The sequence below is a fragment of the Limnohabitans sp. Jir61 genome (assembly GCF_003063545.1).
Taxonomy (GTDB): Bacteria; Pseudomonadota; Gammaproteobacteria; order Burkholderiales; family Burkholderiaceae_C; genus Limnohabitans.
In genome coordinates this window covers 362,135-388,350 of sequence record NZ_NESD01000002.1, presented here as the reverse complement: position 1 = coordinate 388,350, position 26,216 = coordinate 362,135, and the positions used below count along the sequence as shown (strand labels likewise).

General features: G+C 46.2%; 16 protein-coding genes. 6 read left to right on the top strand and 10 right to left on the bottom strand.

Annotation, left to right across the window (positions count from 1 at the left end; translation table 11 throughout):
- Nucleotides 1-73 precede the first annotated feature (73 nt).
- From B9Z35_RS08205 to B9Z35_RS08195, 3 genes are all read left to right on the top strand, one after another.
- On the top strand, nt 74-463 hold the full coding sequence (locus B9Z35_RS08205) for a flagellar protein FlaG (protein ID WP_108283204.1): 390 nt from the start codon (nt 74-76) through the stop codon (nt 461-463).
- 151 nt (nt 464-614) lie between these two features.
- Nucleotides 615-2,765 (top strand): flagellin, encoded by a 2,151-nt coding sequence (locus B9Z35_RS13150; protein ID WP_108283203.1) that lies wholly within the window; start codon nt 615-617, stop codon nt 2,763-2,765.
- Between the two features lie 185 nt (nt 2,766-2,950).
- The gene (locus B9Z35_RS08195) at nt 2,951-10,246 is read left to right on the top strand and encodes an S-layer family protein (RefSeq protein ID WP_108283202.1); all 7,296 of its coding nucleotides are present in this window, start codon (nt 2,951-2,953) and stop codon (nt 10,244-10,246) included.
- Between the two features lie 127 nt (nt 10,247-10,373).
- On the opposite strand, the gene B9Z35_RS12920 is transcribed toward B9Z35_RS08195, so the two are convergent.
- The 10 genes from B9Z35_RS12920 to B9Z35_RS08145 form a co-directional block, all read right to left on the bottom strand.
- Complete coding sequence (locus B9Z35_RS12920; RefSeq protein ID WP_146178976.1) at nt 10,374-10,967, bottom strand: bifunctional 2-polyprenyl-6-hydroxyphenol methylase/3-demethylubiquinol 3-O-methyltransferase UbiG; 594 nt, start codon at nt 10,965-10,967, stop codon at nt 10,374-10,376.
- A gap of 287 nt (nt 10,968-11,254) precedes the next feature.
- On the bottom strand, nt 11,255-12,610 hold the full coding sequence (locus B9Z35_RS08185) for a glycosyltransferase (RefSeq protein WP_108283200.1): 1,356 nt from the start codon (nt 12,608-12,610) through the stop codon (nt 11,255-11,257).
- A gap of 11 nt (nt 12,611-12,621) precedes the next feature.
- Nucleotides 12,622-13,299, bottom strand: coding sequence for a glycosyltransferase (locus tag B9Z35_RS08180; RefSeq protein WP_108283199.1), 678 nt, complete (start codon nt 13,297-13,299; stop codon nt 12,622-12,624).
- Nucleotides 13,300-13,304: 5 nt separating this feature from the next.
- On the bottom strand, nt 13,305-13,814 hold the full coding sequence (locus B9Z35_RS08175; protein ID WP_108283198.1) for a glycosyltransferase family 25 protein: 510 nt from the start codon (nt 13,812-13,814) through the stop codon (nt 13,305-13,307).
- Nucleotides 13,811-14,629: a glycosyltransferase family 25 protein gene (locus tag B9Z35_RS08170; protein WP_108283197.1), complete on the bottom strand. Its 819-nt coding sequence runs from the start codon at nt 14,627-14,629 to the stop codon at nt 13,811-13,813. Before B9Z35_RS08170 ends, B9Z35_RS08175 begins: the two co-directional genes overlap by 4 nt.
- A 12-nt stretch (nt 14,630-14,641) precedes the next feature.
- Complete coding sequence (locus tag B9Z35_RS12915; protein ID WP_146178975.1) at nt 14,642-15,712, bottom strand: hypothetical protein; 1,071 nt, start codon at nt 15,710-15,712, stop codon at nt 14,642-14,644.
- A gap of 9 nt (nt 15,713-15,721) precedes the next feature.
- Nucleotides 15,722-16,546, bottom strand: coding sequence for a glycosyltransferase family 25 protein (locus tag B9Z35_RS08160; RefSeq protein ID WP_108283195.1), 825 nt, complete (start codon nt 16,544-16,546; stop codon nt 15,722-15,724).
- A 3-nt stretch (nt 16,547-16,549) separates the two neighbouring features.
- Complete coding sequence (locus B9Z35_RS08155; RefSeq protein WP_158268131.1) at nt 16,550-18,787, bottom strand: tetratricopeptide repeat protein; 2,238 nt, start codon at nt 18,785-18,787, stop codon at nt 16,550-16,552.
- A gap of 19 nt (nt 18,788-18,806) precedes the next feature.
- Nucleotides 18,807-19,601 carry a glycosyltransferase family A protein gene (locus B9Z35_RS08150; RefSeq protein ID WP_108283193.1) on the bottom strand — a complete coding sequence of 265 codons (795 nt, stop codon included), beginning with the start codon at nt 19,599-19,601 and terminating at the stop codon, nt 18,807-18,809.
- Nucleotides 19,598-21,103 (bottom strand): tetratricopeptide repeat protein, encoded by a 1,506-nt coding sequence (locus B9Z35_RS08145; RefSeq protein WP_108283192.1) that lies wholly within the window; start codon nt 21,101-21,103, stop codon nt 19,598-19,600. Before B9Z35_RS08145 ends, B9Z35_RS08150 begins: the two co-directional genes overlap by 4 nt.
- A 161-nt stretch (nt 21,104-21,264) precedes the next feature.
- Here B9Z35_RS08145 and B9Z35_RS08140 point away from each other — a divergent pair, with 161 nt between their 5' ends.
- The 3 genes from B9Z35_RS08140 to B9Z35_RS08130 all read left to right on the top strand — a co-directional run bounded on the left by B9Z35_RS08140 (nt 21,265) and on the right by B9Z35_RS08130 (nt 26,190).
- Nucleotides 21,265-21,729 (top strand): hypothetical protein, encoded by a 465-nt coding sequence (locus B9Z35_RS08140; RefSeq protein WP_146178974.1) that lies wholly within the window; start codon nt 21,265-21,267, stop codon nt 21,727-21,729.
- Between the two features lie 55 nt (nt 21,730-21,784).
- Nucleotides 21,785-23,560 (top strand): hypothetical protein, encoded by a 1,776-nt coding sequence (locus B9Z35_RS08135; protein ID WP_108283190.1) that lies wholly within the window; start codon nt 21,785-21,787, stop codon nt 23,558-23,560.
- 119 nt (nt 23,561-23,679) lie between these two features.
- A complete protein-coding gene (locus tag B9Z35_RS08130) occupies nt 23,680-26,190 on the top strand; it encodes a M10 family metallopeptidase (RefSeq protein ID WP_146178973.1) in 2,511 nt (836 codons plus the stop codon).
- The last annotated feature ends 26 nt before the right edge of the window (nt 26,191-26,216 follow it).

Here is a 26,216-nt window from a genome sequence, read left to right as displayed (position 1 = left end):
ATTCCTAAAGTTCCGTCGAGTCGTGCCGATTTAGGGCGAAACCCCACATTTGTTTGGGGTAAAGGCGGTTCTTATGGGTAATGAAATTCAACCAAAAGTACCTCAGCCAGCACCTGCTCGGCCTGAGGCCGTTGTCGCGGGTCAAAAGCCGCCTGCAGCTCAATCGGCTGTTGAACTGAAAAAAGACATCGAACTATTGCCTCTTCCAAAGCCAGTCATCAAGTTTGATTCTGAGGCTGCGCACAAGAACTTAGAAGAGGCACTTCAAAAGCTCAATGACATGATGAAAGACAGCGGACGCACGCTGAGCTTTTCTATGGACGTCAAGCTGGGCCGCCCCATTGTCTTTGTCAAGAATATGGCCAATGGCGAAGTGGTTCGTCAAATACCCAATGAAGTTGTGGTGCGCGTGGCCCATGGCATTGAAGACTTCAAAGGCATGTTGCATAACGAAGCTGCCTAAGGCATACGCCACTTGGCATATAGATACATCTTTATTTGATTTTTTTCAAAAAAACGCTCAAGTAAAAACCACCAACACCGAATCACTGGGTATCAGGAATTGAAATTCTTGAAATTTTTCACCCTCTCTTTGGACTTTTAGGAGAAACACCATGTCCGTTATCAACACCAACGTCAAAGCATTGACAGCGCAAGCATCTATGAGCAATGTCGAGAAATTGACTGCAACAACTATGGAGCGTCTCTCCACTGGTCTGCGCATCAATAGCGCCAAAGATGACGCTGCTGGCCTCGCCATCACAAACCGTATGACATCACAAATCCGTGGTTATGCAGTTGCCATCCGCAACTCTAACGACGGCATCTCGATGGCTCAAACCGCTGAAGGCGCGATGGGTCAAGTGACCAACATGCTGCAACGTATGCGTGAACTGTCAGTGCAAGCTGCAACTGGCTCTGTGAACGCCGATGACCGCAAGTCGATCCAACAAGAAGTGGATCAACTCAAGGCAGAAATCGACAACGTTGCTACTAAAACAAACCACAACAACATCAACTTGCTCGATGGCAGCGCCGGCAAAATTGTGTTGCAAACTGGTGTGAATGCCAACGACACCATGAACATCGCTTTCGGTTCTGTGAAGACGAAAGACATCGGCATGGGCTCACGTGCTTCTTTGTCTTCTGTGGCAACAAACTATGCAGTGGCTTCTACAGATGCGCCTGCTTTGAAAGACGGCGACTTGCTCTTGAACGGCGTGGTGGTCGGTGCCTCTTTGGCCACTGACGACACCAAGTCTTTTGACAGCAACGCTTCTAGCGCCATTTCTAAGGCTGCTGCGATCAACCGCGTGACAGAGCAAAGCGGTGTGACTGCCACTGTCAATCAAACGACTGTTCACGGTAGCGTGATGACGGCAGCAGCTACAACTGGTGTCACTATCAAAATCAACGGTGTTGATACTGCTGCATTTGCGACAGCTGACGATGCTGAGCTCTCACGTGCATCTGTGGTGACTGCCATCAATAACATTTCAGGCCAAACTGGCGTGAAAGCGATCAACACGCACGACGACAGCAAGGGTGTTGTTTTGGTTGCGGAAGATGGTCGCAACATCACCATCGAAACTGCTACAGCAGAAGAGAAGACTGGTTTGGCAGTTGGTGGTACAGGTGCAGCTGCTAAAACCTATGAAGGTACATTCGAGCTGAATACACAAGACGGCCGAGCTATCAATGTGTCCAGCAATGTATCTGGAAAATTGTCAAACTCAGGCTTGAACTTCGGTACTTTCCAGGCTGATACAGCACAAGCTGTGACACTGAGTCGTACCGGGCACACAGGTACTGCGGGTCCTGTGACTGGTGATGCCGCTGGCGCCTTGATGGGTAACACTTTGGTAATCAATGGTGTGGGCATTGATTCTGCAAACGCTAATGATGATCAAGCCTCGGTAGATACAACGGTTATTGGTTCATCTTCTAAGTCTGCAAGCGCAATTGCGATTGCCGCTGCCATCAACAAGAAGACAGGTATGACTGGTGTGACTGCAACAGCAGAGCCAAATACAGTTCGTGGATCTGGCTTTACCGCAGGTACAGTGACTAAGCTGAACTTGAATGGTGTTGATGTAGCGATTAATTTGACATCTGATTCCAAGCGCGATGATGTGTTGAATGCAATCAATACTTACCAAGGTCAAACTGGCGTGGTGGCTTCCGCATGGGGTGATGGCATTACATTGACAGCAGCAGATGGTCGTAACATTACGATCGATACAGATGCAGACGCTGAAAATTTAGGCTTGAAAGGCGTTTCAGTTGGTGATACCGGTGCTACTGGTGATGGTACGAAAGCGGTTGCATATTATTCAACTGTGAAACTGTCATCTGATAAAGCTTTCTCTTTAGAGAGCGGCTCTGAAGGCAACGACAACTTTGCAGCTTTGGGCTTCCGCCGCGGTAGCTTCGGTGGTTCTGACAATGCCTTGAAGATCAAAGACATCGATGTGACCACACAAACTGGTGCCACCGAAGCCCTCAAGGCCATCGATGCCGCATTGAACACTGTGGCAGCTGACGAAGCCCGTGCCGGCGCCTTCCAAAACCGTTTGGAAGCCGTGGTGTCTAACTTGACCGAGTCAAACCAAAACATGTCTGCATCACGCAGCCGTATCTTGGACACTGACTACGCGACAGAAACCACCAACATGGCGAAAAACCAGATTATTTCGCAAGCCGCTACAGCGATGTTGGCGCAAGCGAACCAATCTTCGCAATCTGTCTTGTCACTCTTGAAGTAATCAAGACAAAGCCCCAAGCGATTGGGGTTTCTAAAAAAGCGAGCCTTGTGCTCGCTTTTTTTATTGGAATTCACTCAAGTTTTACTGACTCGTGCCGATTAGTAGGAGACGAATCCCTGCAAGGGGAGTCTTTTGCTGTGTAAAAGACTTCTATTGCCCCTCCATTTGTGAGAAAAGAGTACACCATGGCTAACACAATCAACACCTTCAGCAGTCCAGTAGTGACATTTCGAAATGCTCCAGCCAAGGTGACATCCACCACGGATATCTCTCTTTTCACGGCAGATCAAATCAAGGCGCTCAGCTCTGCCGAAGTAGCTGGTTTGAATGAAGATCAAGTGTCTTCAGTTGCTGTTTCAGCCATGTCTGGTTTTACGGCCAAACAGTTGTCAGTCATGTCAGCCTCCAATGTGGCGGCTATGAACGATTCGCAGATTGGTGCACTCAACAATACGCAATTGGCAGGATTCGGTGCCAAGCAAATGAACGCATTAACGGCATCTCAAATTAATGCATTAAATACATCTCAGCTTTATGCATTAAAGGCCACGCAAATTTCGTCGCTCAGTACAGCTCAGATGGGCTATGTGAGCACGGCGCAGCTGGGGGCTTTGTCATCCAATCAAATTCAAGCGCTGACCACCGACCAAATTGTGAGTTTGATTGCAGATCAATTAGGTGCCTTGGGTACTTCGCAAGTTGCTAATTTGAAAGATACCCAAATTAAGGCAATTGAAACGCGTGACATCAACGGTTTCACCACCGCTCAAATGGTTGCCTTGACATTGAACCACGTCAAATCACTCACGACGGCGCAATTGCGTGCCATGGGTACGGATCAAATTCAAGCGATTGAAAGCAAAGATATCGTGGGCATGAGTGCGTCCCAATTGGATGCATTCACATCGACCCAATTGGCTGGGTTGAGCAGTGCACAGCTCAATGCCATGACTGTGACTCAGCTCTCATCACTCGATGATGCGCAAATCCAGTCGTTCACCACAGCTCAAGTGGCAGCGCTTAGCACCACACAAATCAGCCGTCTGAGAGCCAATCAAGTCGATGCATTCAGCAGCGAGCAATTAACGGCTTTGAGCAGCACGCAAGTCAAGGCTTTGACGGCTTCTGCGCTTGAAACGCTGAACAGCACAGATTTATCTTTGTTCACGACGGCAGAAGTTGCCGCACTCACCAATGCACAAGTCAAAGGCCTAAGCGCCACATTCGTGTCAGGTCTGAGCACCGCCCAAGTCAAAGGCATGGGCACAGCTCAAATTCAAAGCTTAACGGCAAACGCTTTGTCTGCACTCTCAGATGCGCAGACACAGGCGCTGACCACAGATCAAGTTCAATCGATCAGCGTCGCGCAACTCAAATCGATGACTGCATCGAAAATGGGCCAACTCACCACGGCTCAAGTTGAAAAATTAACTGCTGACCAAGTTAAAAACCTCAGCGGTTCGCAGCTTCAATCGCTGACCACCAACGGTGTAGCCGCGTTGAACACCACGCAAATCAACACACTCACTGCCACGCAAGTGAAGCTGTTGAGCACGGCAGCCATGAATGCCCTCACCACGGCACAAATGAGTGGTTTGAACGCTGCTCAGTTGAAAGTAATCAGCGCTTCGCAAATTCAAGCCATGCGTACCGATTCAATCGCCGCGTTGAGTACTGACCAAGTTAAGTTACTTTCAACGGCTCAGCTTCGTGCATTGACGACAGGTGCAGCAGCTGCCTTGACGGCAGATTTGGTCAATGCTTTGACAGCTACCCAAGTAAAAGCCCTCAGTGGTGAGCAAGTGGCTGTCTTGTCGACCAATGTGATAGCTGGTATCAGCAGCACAAACTTGGCAGCGTTGACAACTGGACAAATTCAAGCCCTCACAACCACTGGTGTAGCCCAGTTGACGACTGACCGCGTGCACGATTTGACGACAAGTCAACTCAAAGCCATGACCACGACAGTGTTGGCATCTTTGAATACAGACCAGCTCAAGGAATTGAGTACTTCGCAAGTCAAAGCATTGACATTGGATGGCTTGAATGCATTGAGCTCAACCAAGCTGCAAGCACTCGATACGACTCAATTGACGGCGTTGACCACCACTCAGGTGAATGGCTTGTCAAGTACCCAATTGGCCTTGCTGAGCACGGATCAAGTTTCAGCTTTGACAGATGCCCAAATCACAGGTTTGGAGTCCACTGACTTTGCTGCCATGTCTACAGCACAAGTGAAAGCATTGACAACAGCTCAGCTGTCAGTCATGGCGACCGATGACATCTTGGCACTGAGTTCAGGGCAAGTTTCTGCCATGACCACAGACCAACTCCAAAGTTTGAGCCAGGCTCAAATCAAGGCGCTGGAGACCAGTGACGTTGTCGCGCTCAATACGGACCAGATTCAATCTCTGGGTACAAACCAAGTGAAGGCTTTGACAACGGCTGATATGGCCGCGTTGACCACAAGTCAAGTGGAGAGCCTCACGACAGACCAAGTGAAGGTCATTTCTTCTAACAACGTGCGCGCTCTAGCTACGGCACAAGTTGCCCACTTGAGCACGGACCAAGTGAGCGTCTTGAGCCACGGCGCCATTGGTGCACTGACTGGTGCACAAATTGATGCGTTGGCAGACAAGGTGTCGAGCATTACCACTAGCCAAATCAGGTACCTGAGCACATCGGCTGTGTCGGCTCTCGACACAGCGCAGGTGGGTGGTATGTCCACAGACCAAGTCAAAGCCTTGACCGTTGAGCAAGTGGCTTCTATCAACACAGCCGCTGCTTCTAACTTGTCTACCGAACAATTGGTGGAGTTGTCGACTGACCAAATCAATGCTTTGTCAGCAGACAGCATCAAAGCCATTGGTGTGAATGTGGGCGACTTGACCACCAACCAAACCAAAGCGATCAATACTGCAGCGATTGCGAATTTGAGCAGTTCACAAGCTGTGATTCTCAGCACTGAACAAGTTGCAGCATTGACCACAGACCAAATTGGCGCATTCAGCACGGCCAATATCCATGCCATGGGCACGGATCAAGTCAACGCATTGACCAAAGGTCAAGTCGTTGCCATGCGTGATACGCAAATTCAAGCATTGAATACGGATCAAGTGGCAGTCTTGGAGACGGATCGTGTGGCAGCTTTGCATACGTCGCAGCTGCAAGCATTGGGTTCTACGAACTTGGGTGGTATGACCACTGCACAAGTCGCTTCATTGACAAGTAATCAAGTGAAGAGCTTGTCTACAGCTGCTGTGGCTGGACTAAGCACGGCACAGGTAAGCGGTCTCAAAACAACTCAAATTGCGCAGCTCAGCACAGCACAAGTTCAAAGCCTAGAAACGGCCGATTTGGCAGTGCTCAACAGCGATCAGCTCAAAGCACTCAGTACCTCACAGGTCAGCACCTTGAACAGTGCTCAGATCAGCGCATTGAATGCTTCTGAAGTCGATGGATTGACAACCGATGCTGTGCGAGCACTGAGCACAAACCAAATTCAAGCACTCACAACCGATGCTGTTGCAACACTAGGCACTGCACAAATTGGTGCCATGGCTGTTGCGCAAATTCAATCGCTGACGACAGCTGAAGTGTCAGCTTTGACAACCGATGTGATTCATAGCCTGAGCACGACGCATATTCTTGCCATGGAAACTCAAGATGTTGCCGCTTTGAGCACTGCTCAAGTGGATGCACTGACAACCTTGCAGGTAAGTGTGTTGACGACAGGTCAAATTCAGTCGCTTTCTACAGATCAATTGAAAGCGCTGGATCAAGGTAAGTTGCAAGCTTTGACCACTGCACAGGTTGTCGCTATGAGTACACAGCAACTCAGCAGTTTGTCGACTGATCAAGTGTCTTATCTGAAAGATGCAAGTGTTAAGGCTATGACAACTGATCAGGTTGTTAATCTGACGACTGAACAATTTACGGCCCTGACAACCAGTGCTGTGAACAACTTAAGTACGGCACAGATTGCTGTCATCACAACTGCACAAATTGCTGCGATGAGCGTAGGTCAAGTGCAAGTCATCAACACCGCTCAAGCCGCAGCACTCAATGCGCAGCAGTTGGTAGCAATGAACACAGACGAAGTACAGGCATTGACAACCAGTGCAGTGGCTGCATTGACAGTAGGTACAGCTTCGTCATTCAGCACAACGCAAATTTTGGCCTTGAGTACTGACCAAGTGCTGGCCATGGAAACGGCTGATTTTGCGGGATTGAGTGGTGCGCAAGTGAAGGCACTGACGGCTGATCAAGTGGCGGTCTTGGAAACGGGCGATGTCAGAGCTTTGGTGGCTGATCGCATCAACCAATTCAGCACAGATCAAGTGCATGCCTTGACTACCACGCAGGTGGCCGTCTTGACATCGGATCAAGTGTCTGGGCTATCGTCGACTCAGCTCAATGCGTTGACGACAGATCAATTGGTGCAAGTATCCACCTCTGCGGTCAAACAATTAGGTACCGCTCAAGTGGCTGCGTTGACAACGGCGCTGTTATCTGCCCTGACGGCCAATCAAGTCGGCGCATTGACTCTGGGCTCGGTGCGTGCCATCACAACAGCACAAGTATCAACACTGACAACGGATCAGTTGAATGCTCTGAAAACTAGCAACGTGGCTGGTTTGTTGACAACGCAAGTCACTGCACTTTCTTCAGTACAAGTGGCTGGCTTGAATACGGCAACAACCAATGCGTTGACTACCGATCAAATTAAAGTGCTCAGCACCGATCAAGTCAAAGCACTGGATGTGGCTGTGATCACCGCGTTGAAGACTGAGCAAGGCAAAGTATTGTCCACATCCCAAGTGGCAGCATTGACCACAGATCAGGTGAATGCACTGACGACATTGGCTGTTTCCAAGTTGAGCACCACACAGCTTGTAGCGATGACAACGGACCAAGTTGCCGTCTTGTCAACGGCTAAAGTTGAAAAACTCAGCACAGGTCAAATCTCCGCCTTGACCACAGATCAAGTTGCTGCAATCAACACCTCGGCAGTTGCCAAGTTGAGTTCTGCGCAGTTGACTGTGTTGAACACATCACAAGCTGCCGCTTTGACTGATGGTCAAATCACTGCGCTTTCAACCAATCAAGTTGTTGTTCTGAAAGCAGACCAGGTGGCCGCACTTGGCACCGCTCAGTTGAGCGCCATGAACGACGACGACATCAGGGCTTTGACAACCGACCAACTGCGTGCCTTGACATCAGCACAGCTTCAGTCGCTCGTGACGACCGATGTGGCATTGATCAGTACGGCCAAGCTGTCTGCAATGCGTGGTGATCAAATCTCATCCTTGACGACTGACCAAGTGGTTGCTCTGTCAACAGATCAAGTGGGTGTGTTGACGTACGACCAAGTCAGAAGTTTGACGACAGATCAAGTCAGCAACATGGAAACTGTGGATGTGGCAACGCTGAGTGCCGCTCAAGCCACAGCCTTGACAACATCACAAATTGGCGCCATGTCTACTTCGCAAGTGGATGCTTTGACGACATCTGTGGTGGCTGGTTTGAGCAGCACACAGCTGAATGCGCTGAGTACGGATCAAGTGTCTAACTTGACGACAGATCAAGTGCATGCGTTGACGAATGGTTTGATTCGTGACTTGAGTACAGCTCAGGTCAGTGTGTTGACTGCGGGCCAATTGGGTGCCTTGAGCACAGCTCAAGTCCGCTCGATTGAGACACAAGACATTGCGGTGCTCAGCACGGACAGTGTGAATCAACTGAGCTCGGATCAATTCCAAGCGCTGACAACATCACAAGTGACGGCTCTGACGGCTGACCAGGTGACGAACTTGACAACAACCAACGTCCAGGCGATGAGCACAGATGATGTGCAGGCGCTGCTCACAACACAAGTTGAATCGTTGACTACGGCACAAGTGGCGGTGTTGACAGTCAATCAAATTCAGTCGTTGACAACGGACAGTGTTGTGACATTGAACACAGCGCAGTTGCAGGCCTTGGATACTTTGACTCAAATCCAAGCTGTGACGACAGATCAAGTGGGCGCGTTGTCGTCCGATCAAATTGTTGGATTGACCACGGGGCAAATCCATGTGCTGAACACCTCTCAAGTGAAGGCGCTACGTGCTGATTTGGTCTCTGCATTGAAAACAGTTCAAGTGGAACAACTCACCACAGAACAATTGCATGTACTGACTACGTCGAACGTAAGCGTTTTGACGGCAGATCAAGTCAATGCGTTGGGCGTGGACAACTTGAATTCCTTGTCTTCTGATCAAGTGAGCTCAATTTCAGGTGCTGCAATCGCTGCGCTGAATACAGATACGTTTGCTGGCTTGAGCACAACTCAAATCCATTCACTGTCTGTGAATCAGATCAACGTTCTGACAACAGATGAAGTGGGTGCCTTGATTGAAGATCAAGTCAAAGCCCTGACTTCGTCACAGATCCAAGCATTGACAACAACGGCTGTGCGTTCTCTGAGTTCTACTCAGCTCCAAGCATTGACAACGTCACAAATTGCTACGTTGACCAACAACACAGTGGCATCGTTGAGCACAGATCAGTTGAATAATTTGACAACTGATCAAGTCCAATATCTGTCGAATGCTGTGGTGTCAAGCTTGTCTACGGATCAAATCTCAAACTTGAACACAGATTCGTTGAATGCCATGACCACTGCACAGGTTCGCGCATTGACATCGGCTGAAGTGACTGTGTTGACAACAACGCAAGTTCAAGGTCTTCGTTCTGAGCAAGTCTCTGCCTTGGATGTTGAAGATGTGGTGGGCATGTCGACCGACAGCTTTGCCGCCTTGAACACAGCACAGGTTTCAGCCTTGACATTTGCAATGGTGAAAGCCTTGCATGACGATCAATTGATTGCCATCGATGCCAATGTGAGTGCATTGACACAAATTAAGGCATTGACAGCTGGATTGACTGCTGTTTTGACGACCGGCCAGATCCAAGCCTTGACAACCAGCCAAATCGCCGACTTGACAACAATTGCTGCAAATGCGTTGACCACGGATCAAGTTGCTGCACTGAGCACTGATCAAGTTGTGAAATTGTCTACAGCCAATGTGGTGGCTATGACAGCAACTCAGATTGAGGCTTTGACGACTGCACAGTTGCCTTCATTGACGACAGCACAGATTAAAGTCTTGGCTGCTGAGGATGTGCAAACCTTCACAACTGATGAGGTTCAGGCGCTAGACACGGTTCAGTTGCGAGCTTTGAGCACATCAGTAGTGGCTGGTTTGACAACGGACCAAGTGACAGCAATTGATACTGCGAAGCTCCAAACTTTGACGACAGCTCAAGTCAAGGCATTGACAGTGACGCAAGTCCCAACCTTGACAACTGATCAGGTCAGTCATTTGACGACAACGCAATTGACTGCGTTGAGCAGTACACAGGTTGGTGCGCTGACTACGACCCAAATTGGTTCGTTGACTGCAGGTCAGATCTACGGGTTGATTAGTCGTAGTTGATTTAGAAAATAAAACCCTAGGTGTGCGGTGTACACCTAGGGGAATTATTTAAATTTCATACAAATCTAAAAAAAAGCCAGGTAAAACCTGGCTTTTTTTAGGTGAAATTATTAACTTATTTATCAGATTACGCTTTCATAAGTCCCTTATTCGCGAGTACTAGGCCAGTTTGTGCGAGGTAAGTGGCACCATCTTGCTGTGCAAGCTTGCGGATTCTGTTGGAGTCTTCAACCAAGACTTCACAATTGTATTTTTTGAGATTTTCAATCCAATATTCAGTAGGTTGCTCATTGACATGATGATGACCACCTTGCCCTGGAAGTGCATTAGTCATCACAATAATCCGTCCACAAGTTAATGACGATAAAAGATTATCTAAAAATTCAGCTTCAATGTGTTCCACAACTTCTTGACAGTGCACTAAGTCGACGCGGGCAACTACCTTAGATTTGGTCAAGTCAATTTGGACTGTAGGGTAGATTGCATTTAAACAGTTGTCTAGCATTCCATCAACTGCCAATACCTTAAGACCAGCTTTGTGGAAGTACTGAGATGAATACCCTCTGCCAGATCCCAAATCTAGTACAGAGTTAATAGCAAAACGTTTTATCAAATAATCCCATACTGAGGGCGCGTGGGTAAATGGGTCACCATCGGTTATGTTGCCTCCTAAATGAGGGCTATTTTCGTTTGTAACTGGTGTCAATCCTGAGTAAGACATAGGTATCCTTTGCGCTGAGTGAATTGTGGGTGGAGGGGGTAAATTTTATCTAAACTTGACATCAATAGGAAAATAAAATTCAGTTTTATATCCTAGGTGTTATTTCGTCGATAAAATTTTTGTATATTGTTGGTATGCCATTCATAATAAATAAATTTTTTGCATACTCAATGAACAATGATTTGTTGCATGCTGTGTAATCATTTCCTTTTGGAATCAACAGGTAATCATTTTTTTCCAGAGCTTCAAATAATTGTTGAATTTCGTATTCTTCTAAACATTGAATTTCAAAATGGATTATGTCTGGTAATATTTTCGAATCCAAAAAACTTGTTTATAATTGTAAAATCCATTCCTTCAGCATCAATTACAAGTATATTTGGACCTGTGTAGTTGTTTATTTCTAATAGCTTCGAAATATTGATTGTTTCAGTTTCTATTATTTCGATGCATTGATTTATTTTTTCTTTTAATTCATGTGTTATTGTTTTTCCGCCAATGGCATTCTTATTGTCAAACGCTGAAGATATACCATTAACCCAGTTTGGTAAACCGAGTGCTTCAACTTTCGAAGGATTGATGCAGTTCATTTTTAATGTTGAATCTTCAACACCAAATGATTTATTTAGGAGAGTACAGTTTTTATTGTTTTTGTATGACTCCTTGAGCTTCTCGAATAGATAAGGATTCGGTTCAAGAAGCGTGCAAATAGGATCGAAGTTTATTAATGCTGGACGAATCGGATCGACGAGTATTCCATCGGCGGCGCCTATTTGCCATATTGTTGGATTTGACTTTTTTTGCAAAAAATAAAATATTAATTTAATTAAGTCAAAAGGAAGTAAGTTTGCTGTTTCTAGAAGGTGCGAATTTCCCCATTTTTGCTGATAGCTTAAAAAATCTTTTCTTAATTTTTTAATATCTTCAATTTTTTCAATAATCAACTTCTTGTTATCCGTGTTTACAATTTCTAGCATGGATAAGGCATCTTCAATGTCACCACGTTTAATTAACTCATGAGCTTTTTCAGTAATTTTATCTGTGCTTACCCAAGAGCTACCCCAAGTATGCACTCCCCAAGTGTTTGACAAATCCAAATTGGTTAATTTGGATGAAGGCTCATTGTATGAATACGGATAAAATGTCGCTGTATTTTTCCTGATGTGCTTATGCTTCTTTAGAAATTCACCAAATAACCATGGACCTGTTTCGAAGTTAGGTTCTTTCATATTGAGCTGGATGGTATTTATATGCTCAATCATTTCAATAAAAATTGGATGTAATTTAGGTGCAGCTATAAATCCAATGGAGCAGTAATTGGTATTTTCATCTTCGTTGCAAACTACTAGTTCACGTGAAAGATCACTAACGTCAAACCATTCGAGCGGCATCATGTCACAATCTAAAAATATGCCGCCATATTTATACAATATTTCATAACGAGCAATGTCTGCTTTTCCGGCAAGCGAATTCATCTCATGAATTTTTGCTTTAGAAAAGTTTAGTTCGCTGATATCAGAATCAGTCCACGTGCGAAATTCGCATTGGGGGAATTGTCTTTGCCACGATAACCAGAAATTTTCATAATTATCTGGAATATCATTATTGCCAAACCAAATGCGATGAAAGATTACATTTTTCATTTTATTTTATTTCACTTTTTGAAATTGTATTCGTCTTGTGTCGAATCATAATTTACTGTTTGCTTGTATGTTCCATGAGTACTCATAAACATTTGCTTTGAGAAAACAGGTCCAAGTCCTTGGTATTGCGGTGCCCATCGATGTTGTGGAATAAAGTAGTGACTAGGCCAAATTCGAAATTCTGGATCAACGGGCCTGCGTTTGTGGTACTCATATGTAATTTGCATTGTTGCAAGCGCCCTCCAAGCTGGAAAATTTTCCATACGATTATTTTTTGCTATACGTTCAATAATAGTATTTACAATTTCATTTTTAGGCATGCAATATAAGTATCCAGATGCTATGCGGCCTGGTAATGCATATTCTGATTCGTAGCATGCAGCCATCTTTGTGCCTTCAAATAACCAGTCTTCTAGTGGTCTGATGCATGGACCATCTGCATCAATACCAAAACCGCCTTCGTTATGAATGATTTCCCATCGCATAATATCTGCTACGCCATTCATTTCTTTCATCGTATGCCAACGGTGCATGAGTTGAGATTTAAGTCGCCACTCGTAGTTCTCAAGTTCATGGTTACCCCAAACTTTAATTTCCCATGTTGGATTTAAATCTACCCAACTGTTTATATAAGCATCAGGCCTTATTGACTCATCTCCTACCCACACAATATGAATTGTTTTTTTCATATATTTTAAATGTTTTGTTTAGAAAGTAATGGGTGGATTTTTTTCTCGTTATGTATGGGGGCATTTGCTACAAAGTTTGCAACATCGCAGCATCCATGCTCGAGTGTATGAAGAATTAATTTTTCTGCCATACTCGGCTTTATTACATAGCCAAGTAAATAAGATCCAAAATTTAATTTTAAAATTCCATTAAATTCTATTTCTTCCCAGTCATGAGTAAAAAAAGCATCTTGCTCAGTAATTATTATATTTTGATTTATTGCTACGCAGCGTTCCCAAAGTGAAAAATGGGAAACGAATCTAAGAATTTCATTCTGGGTAATAGAAGGCGTTTCTTTATTTAATTTAATATTTAAATTTTCGAAAACGAATTGGGCTTGGCTAATGTTTATCGGGTCAATTATTTCAGGTTTATAGCCATTGCAATAGTATGCAGAATCTCTCGTTAGTTCCGCAACCGCCCGTGCTGATCGATCATGGTTTGTAATGATATAAGTTAACATTTGAGTTTTCATTTCGATAAATAATCATTTGAATAAAAACCAGCAATAATCGTGCTCATTGCTTTTTGATGATTTGCGAATGTTCCATTTTTTATCCGAGTTAATTCGTCATTGATATCATTTTCATTGCCATTTATCCATATTAATTTTCGAAATGTATGCCAAACTAATTCTGTGTAGGCATGTTGTGCCGTTTGAATGTTTGAATCTTCAGATCGTGATGATAGAGAAGTTAAAAAAGGAAAGGTGACAAAGGCTTTTAACTCGCCGGAATGCACGAGGCTTCGGTAGTAAAGATCAATGGGGATGTTCAGTTCATCTGGTGCGTTGAGTAGGGCCGCTACTTTGGCGATAGATTTCTTATTCACAATGTAGGCAGCTGTGCTTGCGAAATTCATTTGCGCAAGATCAAGCACACGTAATTGGTCTTCCTTGGTGCATTCTTGCTTCAGCTGATACAGCGTCATCATTTGCGAGGCTTGCGGAATACAGACATCTGTGTACAACATGTCCCAATCCATGCTGTCGAGTGAAGTGACTTTTTCGACTAGGTGTTGTGTCTTGTTACAAAACACAACATCATCTTCAACGATATAAAGGTGGCTGTCGCTCTGTATGTGCTGGTTCATCAAGGCGCGGTGACTCAGAAAGCAACCCTTGGCGCCATCCGATATTTGGCCTTTGACTTGGTTCGTTTGAACAAAATTTTTATCAATGGCTTCAAACCGGTTTAAAACCCATTTTTTGGAATTGAATTGATGAAAATTGGCTTCGATCAGATGCCGTTTCTCATGTTCAAAGCTTAGATTGATGTAGTGACAATTCATATAATCAAACTATTAAGCGGTCAGATAAATGCCGATGCCGTTATTGCCGCGACCAAATACGAATTGCTTTTCGCCGGCTTGAATTTTTTCGAGTTCTAAGACCATTGCGTGGACCCGGTGCGTAATCAAAGCAGTATTGATGACGAAGTCGGTTCGGGCTGTGATGCCCTCATCGCCCATTTGGTCAAAGTTGGAGATGGCTGTTGCAATACCAGCTCTGACATGCTCTGGACTTAGATCTTTGATTCGCACAATGCCGAGTCGTTGTTGGTCTTCGACTGAAATGGCAGACTCTAAATCCCGAATGTTTTCGGGGATGATGGGAATTAGACCGGTGGCTAATGCATCAAAGACACGTGTAGATAAATCCTCGACCAAAGGCAAAATGACTGTGCACTTGTGATTTGCCCATTCGTCATATCGTTCAGCGATTGACTTATCCCAATAGCGCCCGCGATTGGATGTGGAAGTGATGAAGAATTCAGCAACATCGCTGATGGAAGCCTCTAAATTTTTGATGATGCTTGCTCGGGGTGACTCAGGATAGTCAAAATAATTGAACAATGCTTTATTGACGCGCGAGGTTGAATTGCGTTTGTAACGCTCTTCAACAATCATATTTTTACTGAACTGCAGCGTACATGGAGGAATGTGAGATGCGACAGCTGAGTATGGATTTGTCAGATAGCCGGGTACGCCAATGTTGTGCGTTAAAAAATTCAAATCACATGAAATGGCTGATTTGTAATTATTGAAATATGCAATATGGTTGTCAAAGTGCCAGAGCGAAATGACCGAGTTGCTATTTGCCTTCGCTCGCAATTCCCATAGTAAGTTAGAAATGTCAGCCCCATGTGTTTCAACAATGTATAGGCATGGGAGCTCAAATGAGGCGCTATACGTCACGGGTGTCCAGTTGGCCTGAGAGAAATGATGCTCTAGGTCAAAAAAGTAATCACTGTTCCACTTGCTGGTGTCGTTTGGTGTTTCTATTTCTGAGTAAAGAATGTAGCAAACCGTTTTACTTTCGCAGACGTTTGCAATTCTGACTTTCATGTTGTCAATGATGGTGTTGGGAGTCATTTCAATGCCTTAGGAAAGCTTTTGAATTTTTCCGACATACGGAGAAAATTTCTCTAATGCAGTCAAATTGATTTTTTGAAGGATGGTTTCTTGAGTCGCTTTTTCTAAGGCTTTGAGGTACCGATCCTCGTTTGAGTTCATAAACTCAAGTGTTGCGACTTCTCTGAAACCAAACCAGCCTTTTGCAAATGCATGTTCACCAGCATTGATTTGACTGTTGTTTGATTCCTCACCAGGTGCACAAAGAAATGGAACACTGATGTAGGCACTGATCAAGCCTTCTTGGATGCCAGCGCAAAGCACGTTGTCAATAGCAATGCCCGATTTCGCATTCTTCATAAGAATTTTCGAAATTTTGGATAAGCTGTTTTGATTGATGATGTAAGCGTGTGTTCCATAGACGGTCGCGCTCAACGAGAGTTTCAACGGAGTTGGTTTTTTGCCAGCAAGAAATTGGGCCTTGCATGCTCTGGCAATGTGAAGCTGGTCCTCGGGTTCCACAATGGTGGCGTCTAGGTAAAGCATGTCCCAGTCAGTGCCACTGAGTTGTTGAACCAAGTCGTCGATCAGAGTCAATGAATGGTTGAATAGCTCATCATCTTCTATGAGCAAGAGATGCTCATGGGTGCTTTTGGCTAATTCAATACAACCCATGTGACTTAGCCAGCACCCCCATTGCCCATTTGAAAGAGAAGGATTGCTGTCAGCATAGTTAGCGCCTAGTACGGCAGGAAAACGTTTGATTTCAAAGGGTAAACCTGCTGCTGAAATTTGCTGTTCAATCAATTCACGCCGTTGTTCGGCTGAATCGAGGTTGATGTAATAAGCATTCATGGCTTAAATGTCCAAAATTAAATCTTCGAGCGCTTTGGCTTGCTGCTTAGGCGTTGGTGGCCATGATTGGCGATCTAATATTCCTGCTAGTTTTGATTTTGTTTTTTCACGCTCACTTGAGTTAGTGGCTAGCAAGAGTGCCTTGTCATGGTATTCATCAAAGCTTGTGCATGTCAGCTCGCTCATGCCAATGTCATGTAGCAGGCTGGCAGCGACGCGTGACGCGAAGCTACCCCCGCACAGCGTGACCACAGGCAAACCAGCGCGCAATGCATCGCCAGCTGTGGTGTGACCGTTGTAGGGGTATGTGTCAATGAAGACATCAGCCAGACGGTACCGGGCTAAGTGATCTTCCACGCGTGGGAGGCGTGATGCAAAGATGATGCGATCAGGATCAATACCATGGTCGCGTGCGCTTTGCGTCAAGTTTGTATGTGCGCCTTCGTTGAGCTTCATCAACCATAAGACACTGCCTGGCACCTCTTTGAGCAAATCCATCCAGACTTTGAAGAGGGGTGGATTGATTTTGTAGTCATGGTTGAAGCTGCAAAACACCACGCCTTCCTCGGGTAGACCAAAATCAGAGCGCTTGGGCGTTTCAGCAGAGGGCACTACAGAGTCATCGCGCGGCAGATAGCAATGAGGCAGCGTCAAGATTTTTTCTTGATAGTGTTGTTCAAACTCGGCTGGAATGATGCGTGGATCAGAAATCAGGTAGTCAATGTAGGGCAGGCCAAGTGTTCCAGGAAAGCCAAGATACGTGACTTGGGTTGGCGCAGGGCGATGTGCCAAGATGTCTAGGCGAGTGCCTTCGGTATGACCAGATAGCTCGATGACCACATCAATTTCCATAGCTCGCATGAGCTTGGCAACTTCAATGCTAGGCATCGTGTGGCAATCGATGTAGTTGTCAAACGCGCAGCGGTAACGACGCCATAAATCGCTGTCGTCAGCTACGCCAGTGAAAAATCCCGTCAATTCAAATTTAGATTTGTCGAACTGCTCAATCAAACCAATCAGTAAATAGCCAACTGGATGAATGCGGAAGTCGGCTGACATAAATGCCACACGTTTTTTACGGTGGTGGTATTTTTCGCCAGTCCAAAGCGGGTTGGGTGATGCTTGGTACTTGTCAGCGGCATAAAGTTCGGCGCACTTGCGAATGGTCGCAGCATCGTCTGTGATGGACATGATGGTCAACGGGCCGCATGTAAGCTTTCCTGCATCGATGCCAGCCATGATGCGCGCTTTAGCGCCTTCAAAATCTGTCCAATCACAGTTGCTCATGCGAGCGCCCATGAGGTGGCCTTCCCCATAGGCGTAGTCGGGGGCAACTTGCAACGCGTGCGCAAAGGCTCGCGTGGCAAGTGTGTATTGTTTGTACTGACCTAAGAGTTGGCCTTGGCCTTCGAGGGCACGGACATGGTTGGGTTCAATTTCAGTAGCCGCCGTTAATGCAAGAAGCGCATCATGGTGACGGTTGATGCTTTGAAGCAATGCAGCCTTGTTGGTGTAAGACTCCATATAGTGTGGGTCTACCTCAATAGCTTGGTCATACGCTGTCAATGCATTTTCTGCCAAACCTAAATCATGCAAGGTTTTGGCTTTTGCAAAAAAGCCTAATGGCAATTGAGGGGCGGCTTGAGTGGCTCGATCAAAGAACGTTAAAGCTTCTTTTGGATTGCCTAGTGCACTACATGACACGCCCAAGGAATAGAGTGACATGAAGTTATTTCCATCCAAAGTCAACGCTTGACGCAAAAGCTGTTCTGCTTGTGCATGCTGGCCTGAACCTTGGAGGGAAATGGCTTGTGAATTAAGCGCTGCTGCTTCAGGGTTTGTGCTGACCGCATGCGACACGCCTTTACTAGACAGACGCAATATTTCTAGATGTGCTTGCGCTCCAGCGAGTTTGGCATCGAGCTTCAGCGCCTTAGTGACGGCTGCTGTCGCTTCTGGTATTTGATTGAGGTGATAGTAAATGACAGACAAAGCCAAATGTGCTTGTGCAAAATTTGGCGATGCTTTGACCGCTTTTTGCATGTGAGTCAGTGCTTCAGCGTAGCGGCCGCGACCGGATTCAATTGCGCCTATTGAGTAAAGCGCTGCGGCATTTTTGCTATCCATCTTCAGGGCTTGCATAAATAAAGCCAATGCCTCATCCATTTCGCCCGCATGCTGGTGTGCAATGGCATCATTGATGATGGTTTGAATTGATTTTTTCGGTGCTTTGGTATTCATACAGATCTTTTCGATGTCGTTATACCCAGTCAATCGGAACATGTTGTCCGGCTGAGGCTAAAAGTTGTTGACGTTTGACCCGCAGATCAAGGCTGGGAGCCGGCCACTTTTTATAGATTGACAGATAGTCTGTGACTGTGGACATGCCGTTTGCAGTGGTGGTGTGGCCGCGACGTTGTTCTTGATTGACATAGTCTTTGTAGACCATTGCACCTGTGATGCTGGCGTGTACAAATGGTGTGTCACTGGCCACATTGAGCAAAAAGTCCCAATCATCCAAACTGGATAGGTGTGGGTCTTGAAAACGCCCATGAACAGCTTCATGCGGAAAGATGACACTGTGATTCAGTATGAAGTTTTTGACATACAAGGCATTGAAGTCTGCATTTGCCACGGAAAACGCTTGACCTGGCAAGGGAGGAATATCAGGACGTTCTCGATCTTCTTGAATCACGCAGTAGTCTGTGTAGATGACACAACCTGGGTTGTCTAATGTGGTGAGGAAAGCACGCTCTAGATAGTCAATGCTAAAAGCATCGTCGTCATCCAAAAAAATAATGTATTTTCCACGAGCCAGTGAAAGGCCCATGTTTCTGCTGAGTGCTGGGCCGTGTTTACCGATGCGTTTACTAAAGGTGTCTTGTGGCCTTAGGTTTTGGCTAACCACGTGCATGGTTTGTGCATCCACAGTGTCCGATATGACAATCATTTCATGGTCTGTGAAAGTATTTGCGCAGACAGACTGCATCGCGCGCGCCAACAATCTTGGACGCTCATGCGTTGCAATGATGATGCTGAAGTAGGGCGGCTTCATACGTTGAATTTATTTTTCAATGAATGTGTGATGTCAGTGATGACAGGTACCCAAGCTTTGGCTTCAGGTTGTCGAAACAACGTGATGCTGGGGTACCAAGGTGAATCAGGCCGATCAAGTAACCAACGGAAATCTGGCGCAAAGGGCAACATGACCCAAGTGGGCTTACCCAGTGCGCTGGTCAAATGTGCAACAGAGGTATCGACGCTGATGACCAGATCAAGTTGATCGACCAAACCTGCTGTTTCGTTGAAAGAACTTAACTGTGATCGCCAGTCGTGCAAATGCGGCCATTGCTTCAGACGTGCTTCGTCGTAGGGCCGAATTTCTGTTTGCAGAATATGGAAGTCAATTCCTAATGAGAGCACAGGTGCAAGCATGTCTATGGTCATGCTGCGGTTGTGGTCGTTGATGTGTGTGGTGCTGCCAGACCAACTGATACCGACTTTTGGTCGGTACGTTGGGGTCATGCGCTGCCTCCATTGCTGGCTGATGTTTGAATCAACTTTCAGATAGTTGGGTGTAGCTGGAATGCTGCCGACTAGTGTCTGGAAGATGCGCGGTAGGCTCATCATGGTGATGTAAAAATCATGCGCAGGTAAGCTGTTTACAGTCTGATGAGACGAAACCACTTGAATGTCAGGATGCATGCTGCTGAGCAGTTGTATCAAACATGGTTCTACGGAAAGCACCACCTGGACGCCGCGCTGCTGAAGCAAGACAGCGTAACGCGCAAACTGAATTTGATCGCCTAAGCCTTGCTCAGGACATATCAGTAGGGTTTTGCCTGTGATGTCTTGCACGCCGTCCCAAATAGGACGATGCATAGGCAGGGTCGGGTTGTTGATAAAGTTTTTGGTTTGAAAGCGTTTTTCGTAATGCTTCCAACCCTCTTCAAAATTTCCCGCAAGTAATAAGTCAAACGAGAGGTTGTATTCGTATTCGGGGTTTTCTGGCTTGAGTTTCATTGCGATACGAAGGTCAGCAATGCTTTCGTCAAGTTGAGCCAACCCTCGGTACGCATTACTGCGTGCCATATAGGCCGTTGTTGTTGTGCCATCAAGCTTGATCGCTTGGGTAGCGGCTTGAATGGCTAATTCAAATCTTTCTTGCTGAACAAGAACCTGCGCTTGCCTTGCATGAGAAATGGCTTTGTTTGGTCGCAAAGCTATGGCTGCGCTGATGCTTAAAAACGCATCGTCAAACATTTGCATTTCTGCTTGCGCGTCTGAGAGGTTTTCGAAGGCATCCGCATAGTCAATTTTGATTTGCAAGGCTGCGCAGTAACAGTCAATTGCTTTTAAAAATTGACGTTCTTGATGGTGAGCTACACCTTTGCAGTAATAAAAGTGGGCATCATCCGGAAAATCGTCTATCGCGAGGCCATACCAATGGGCGGCTTCGTCAAATTGGTTCGCTTGCATAAGCGCAGCACCCTGACGTAGCAATGCCTCTCGCGTGCGGCGAGATGTGGCGATAAGACTGACGGCTGTGTGGCTCATGACAATTTTTTGACACTTTTAAACAAGATTGCAAGCTCGATATGCAATAAGCAAGCCAACATGAATAACCAGGTCTAGGTGTCAAGCAAAGCGGCAAACAAAAGCTGGCATAGAAATCGCATGTGTGTCGGTAACCTAATTGCACAACCAGGAGTTTTTAAATGACCCTTATCCAAGAATTAATGAACCAAAGCGCCACCGGTAGCCTTTTGCAAGGTGGCATGGTGAAACGTTTCAGCCCTTTGGAAATTCGCGAAACCATTCAAACTTTGGTGGCGACCGAGCAAATTGATACGGCATATGCTTTGGGCGAAGCCGGTTTGGCGATTTACCCCGCCAGTGAAGACATGTTGGCCATTTGCGGCTTGCTGGCTGTGATGCGCCAGGACTGGCCAGCTGCCGTTGAGTTGCTGCAAGAGTTGGTTGAAGCACAAGGACAAAACATTCAACCCTTCACATATGTGATGCTGGTGCGTGCGCTGCGTTGTAACCTTGACCCCGCTGGTGCATTGAAGATGGCCAATCAAGGCTTGCAATACTATCCAGGCCAATTGGAGTTGGAAGCCGAGCGTTTGTCGCTTGACATCTACTCTGATGCTGTGACCAGCTCAGCACACACCCATTAAAGCGGCAATCTTGCCGCTTGGAGCGGCAAGTGTTTGCCACGTGGTTTAAACCGATATGGATGTTGAAGAAATCAGTCAGCTAGGACTTGACCAAGTTATTCAGCTGGCTGAACAATTTCAAAGGGCAGGGCGCATTGCAGATGCGATTGCGCTTTATAGCCTTTGGAATGAAAACACAGCATCCAATGATCGCCACATTGGCTGGTTCAACCAAGGTGTCATGCAGCTCAATGCAGGTGATATCAATGGTGCAGAACATGCCTACCGTGCTAGTTTAGAAATATTCCCTGCATTTGCTCAAGCACGTATCAATTTAGGACTATTGTTAGAGCGTAAAGGCTTGAACGATGAGGCTATGTTGGAATGGAGCCAGGTTGCTAACTCTGGCTATTTGCAAGTTGCAGCAAATTTAGATTTGCAAACCCTTGCACTTAATCACATAGGTCGTTTGCAAGAGCAGTTGAAGCACTACGATTTGGCAGAGAACGCGCTTACCCAGAGTTTGCAGCTCAAGCCTCGTCAAGCGGATGCATTGCAGCATTGGGTTCATTTGCGGAGCAAACAATGCAAGTGGCCTGCGATGCAGGCGATGCCCGGCGTGCCTGTGAATGCCATGCTCACTGGCACATCGCCTTTGGCTATGTTGGCATTGCACGATGATCCTGCCTTGCAACTCATGGCTGCGCAGTCATTTGTCCAGCGTAAATTTAATTTGTCCACGCACCGCCTATGTGTGAATGCGCCATATCGCCATGAACGTATCCGAATTGGATATTTGTCTGGTGATCTGTGTACTCATGCGGTCGGTTTGTTGATGGCGGATTTATTAGAAGCGCACGATCACGAACGATTTGAAATCTATGCCTTTGACTACAGTGTTGAAGATGGCAGTGAATACCGAGCACGTTTGAAACGCGCCTTTGATCATGTGATTGACATTCGACATTTGAATGATCACCAAGCCGCCTTAGAAATTGCGAACGCAGAAATTGATGTACTGCTTGACTTGCATGGGTTGAGTTCCGGTGCGCGACCTGGTATTTTGGCTATGCAGCCTTCGCCTCTGCAGGGCACCTACTTGGGGTTTATTGGTACGACCGCATTGCCATGGATTCAATTCGTGGTGACCGATCGGTTTACGTTGCCAGAGACATTGATTCCATATTTCTCAGAAAAACCGTTGTATGTGGACGGAAGTTTCTTACCGTTAAATCACGCACCAACGCCAGCATGCAGCGAAACTCGCACAGAGCTAGGTTTGCCCGAAGATGCTTTTGTCATGGTGTGTTTTAACAACGTCTATAAATTCAATGCAGACATGTTCGCCACTTGGATGAACATATTGAAACGTGTTGATGATGCTGTGCTGTGGCTATTGGATGACAATGCCAGCGCCACGCGTGAACTTAAAAAAAGAATCACGCAGCATGGCGTTTCTGCAGATCGAGTAATTTTTGCAAAGCGCACATCGCATGCACAATACCGTGCGCGTATGCAGTTAGCAGATGTGTTTTTGGATACAACACCTTACAACTCAGGTTCTACAGCGCGTGATGTGCTTGACTGCGGCTTACCCCTAGTGACATTGAGTGGTCGCACCTGTGTAGCCCGCATGGCTGGTAGTTTGTTGCACTCGGTTGGATTGGATGAATTGATTACCTACAACCACGCAGATTATGAGAATTTGGTGGTGGATTTGGCACAAGACCGTGCGCGTTTGGCTTCCTATCGCTATCAATTGATTCAAGGTGGCAGCGTCCGTGAAGCTGCACCCGCTAAGTTAGTACGCAGCTTAGAAACACAGCTGGCGCAGCTGGTCGACACTCTCTAATACATTTAATAGCTTTAGATTCAGCGTTAGCTGTCGATCAAAGAAGGTCTATCTTCTTTGATTGCTTCTACGTGTCACTTTCTGTCTCCACAAGTTCCAGCTTAAAGCCCGTGCTCAGCATGGCTTCCGGCAGCAGCAGTGGCATGAGTGTCAGTCAGGCGATAGCCGCCAAAAGTCTTACGCCCATCGTGGTGCAGGACAGCTTAGCCAATGTGCAGGCTAATTTGTCTGGGCTACAAAAACTTGCTGCTTCAGGAAAATTAGGAAGTTTTAGCATCTCTGAATCGACAGCCAAGGTTCAATTCACAGCGGCACAGCTCAATACCAGTGCGGCTTTGGTCTCCAAGCTCAGCGCCTCAGGAGTTGCGATGTCGGTCAAAGACACGGCAGCCAATCTTGCGCGCATTGCCTCACGATTGACACCAGATATGGAAGTGTTCGTTCAGGACAGTTCGGCTCACGTGCTTACCAGCTTAAGTGCATTGCAGTCTTTGGCAACCGCCAACAAGCTAGATGCTGTAAGTTTTACAGATAGCAATCCAACTTTGATATTGAATGCAAGCCAATTTGCAGGAACATCAGCTTTGCGCGCATTGATGACAGCCAATATCCAAGTTGTGGATACAGCAGCAAATCTGGTTTCTAGTAGCGTGATAGGCGCAGCATCTGTCACAGTGAAAGATACAGCTTCGGCATTGCTGCGTAACTTTGATGTGATGCGAGTCAAGGCTGCCAATGGTGGGTTGTCTTCTGTGGTCCTCACTGATAAAAAACCAGCCCTCACCTTGACAGCTGCACAGTATCTAGGGAGCGAAGCGCTACGAGCGAAGCTACAGGGGGTGGGTTACACCATCCAAGACACGGCAACTGCTATAGCTAGTAATGCACAGGCTTTAGCGGGCTTGAACGTGTCTGTCATCGATACGGTAGCCAATGTGCAGAGCAATTTGGATGCATTGCAAGGTTTCGCTGAAGGGGGCAAGCTGAGCGCTTTGAAGTTCACAAATGCCAACAACCCAACGCTGACCATGACAGCCGCGCAGGCTTTGAAATTAGGCAACATAGCAGCAGCTTCTATTACCTTAAAAGACACGGCAGCGAATATTCAGAGTAATTTTGATGGATTGTCACTTTCTAAAAAAATTACTTCTGTTCAACTCACCGACACAGCACGACCAGTTTTACAGTTGACTGAGGCTCAGTACAAAAAAGGTGCAACATTCATGGCCAAGGTCACGGGTGTGGCTGTATCCGTGCAGTTCAGTGGCAACTACGGCGACTACAAAGTCAAAGCGAATACCGATGGAAGTTATTCAGTAGGAAGTAACAAGTACAAAGGTGTGAATATCTTTTCTTTTCGCGATACAGCTACATTCGTTGATACAGGTGATGCGAATATCAATGCAGTGTTGTTGGGCGGTACACCCTATTGGTGGCGAGATGCAAGCAAGCCAATGGGTACATCGGATGTTCAGGTCAAGTCTGGTGTTTATGCATTAGCAGAAGGGGCAAGTCGTCAGACCTTGACTTACAGCTTTTTGAACCAGCAAAACGTGGCGGGTACTGCAGATGATGTGCACTTTCAGAGTATGACTTTGCCTCAAAAGAAAGCAGTGCGTGACGCATTTGACTATCTATCCAGCATCATTAACGTTAAGTTTGAAGAGTCAAATGTGCCTGGCCAGGCTGACATTAACTTTGGTACCAATGACCAATCGGCTAAGAGTAGTTCCGGTTATGCCAATGTGCCAAACGGTAGTGGAGATCACGGTACTTACTTGATGCTTGATAACAGCAGGGGTAATTTAAACGGCAATATGGATCAAGGTAGCTATGGCTGGGAAACACTGATACATGAAATTGGTCATACATTGGGTCTCAAACACCCAGGTGATTACAACGCCAGCGGCGGCGGTTCGCCAGGACCATTCTTAAGTAAGGCTTTGGATAGTCGCCAATATACGGTGATGTCATACAACAATCCGGCCGGCAGCATGCTGGTCAATGCCACTTCCATTGGCGGTGGTGTGACCAGTTACAAAGGCACGACAGTCAACCCCAGTACTTACATGATGTTTGACATGGCAGCCTTGCAGTTCATGTATGGCGCGGGTGATGGCAAAGTGGCAGATAAGTATCAAGTCACATCATTCACCGCAAATTGGGCCGGAATGGAAACTTTGTGGGCACCTAAAAACGGTGTCATTGATGCTTCTGCGGTTCGAAATTCCAATATCATTGATTTGCGTGCGGGTGCTTTCAGCTCAATCAATGTGATTCCACAAAGTATTACGAACAATTTTCCAACATCGTTAAAAAATTCGGCGACTTATATGGGTCTGAACAACGTCGGATTAGCTTATGGTAGCGAAGTCAGTTTAGCTAAGGGCGGGAGTGGCGATGATATTTTTTACACCAGCGCAGCATCTGATGTGACTATTGATGGTGGTGCAGGGGCGAATGACACCGTTTACTTAGCAGGTTCGGCTTCTGATTGGGTGCGAAGTAATAACAGCTACGTGAATTCAAAACTATCACGCACGGTCACTATCAGCAATGTAGAGGTTATTAAGTATTACAGCCCTGAAACCAATGCAATGACACACGCGCGTTTGGACATGCAAGCCTAATTGAGGTGAACATGATGAAACAAAGT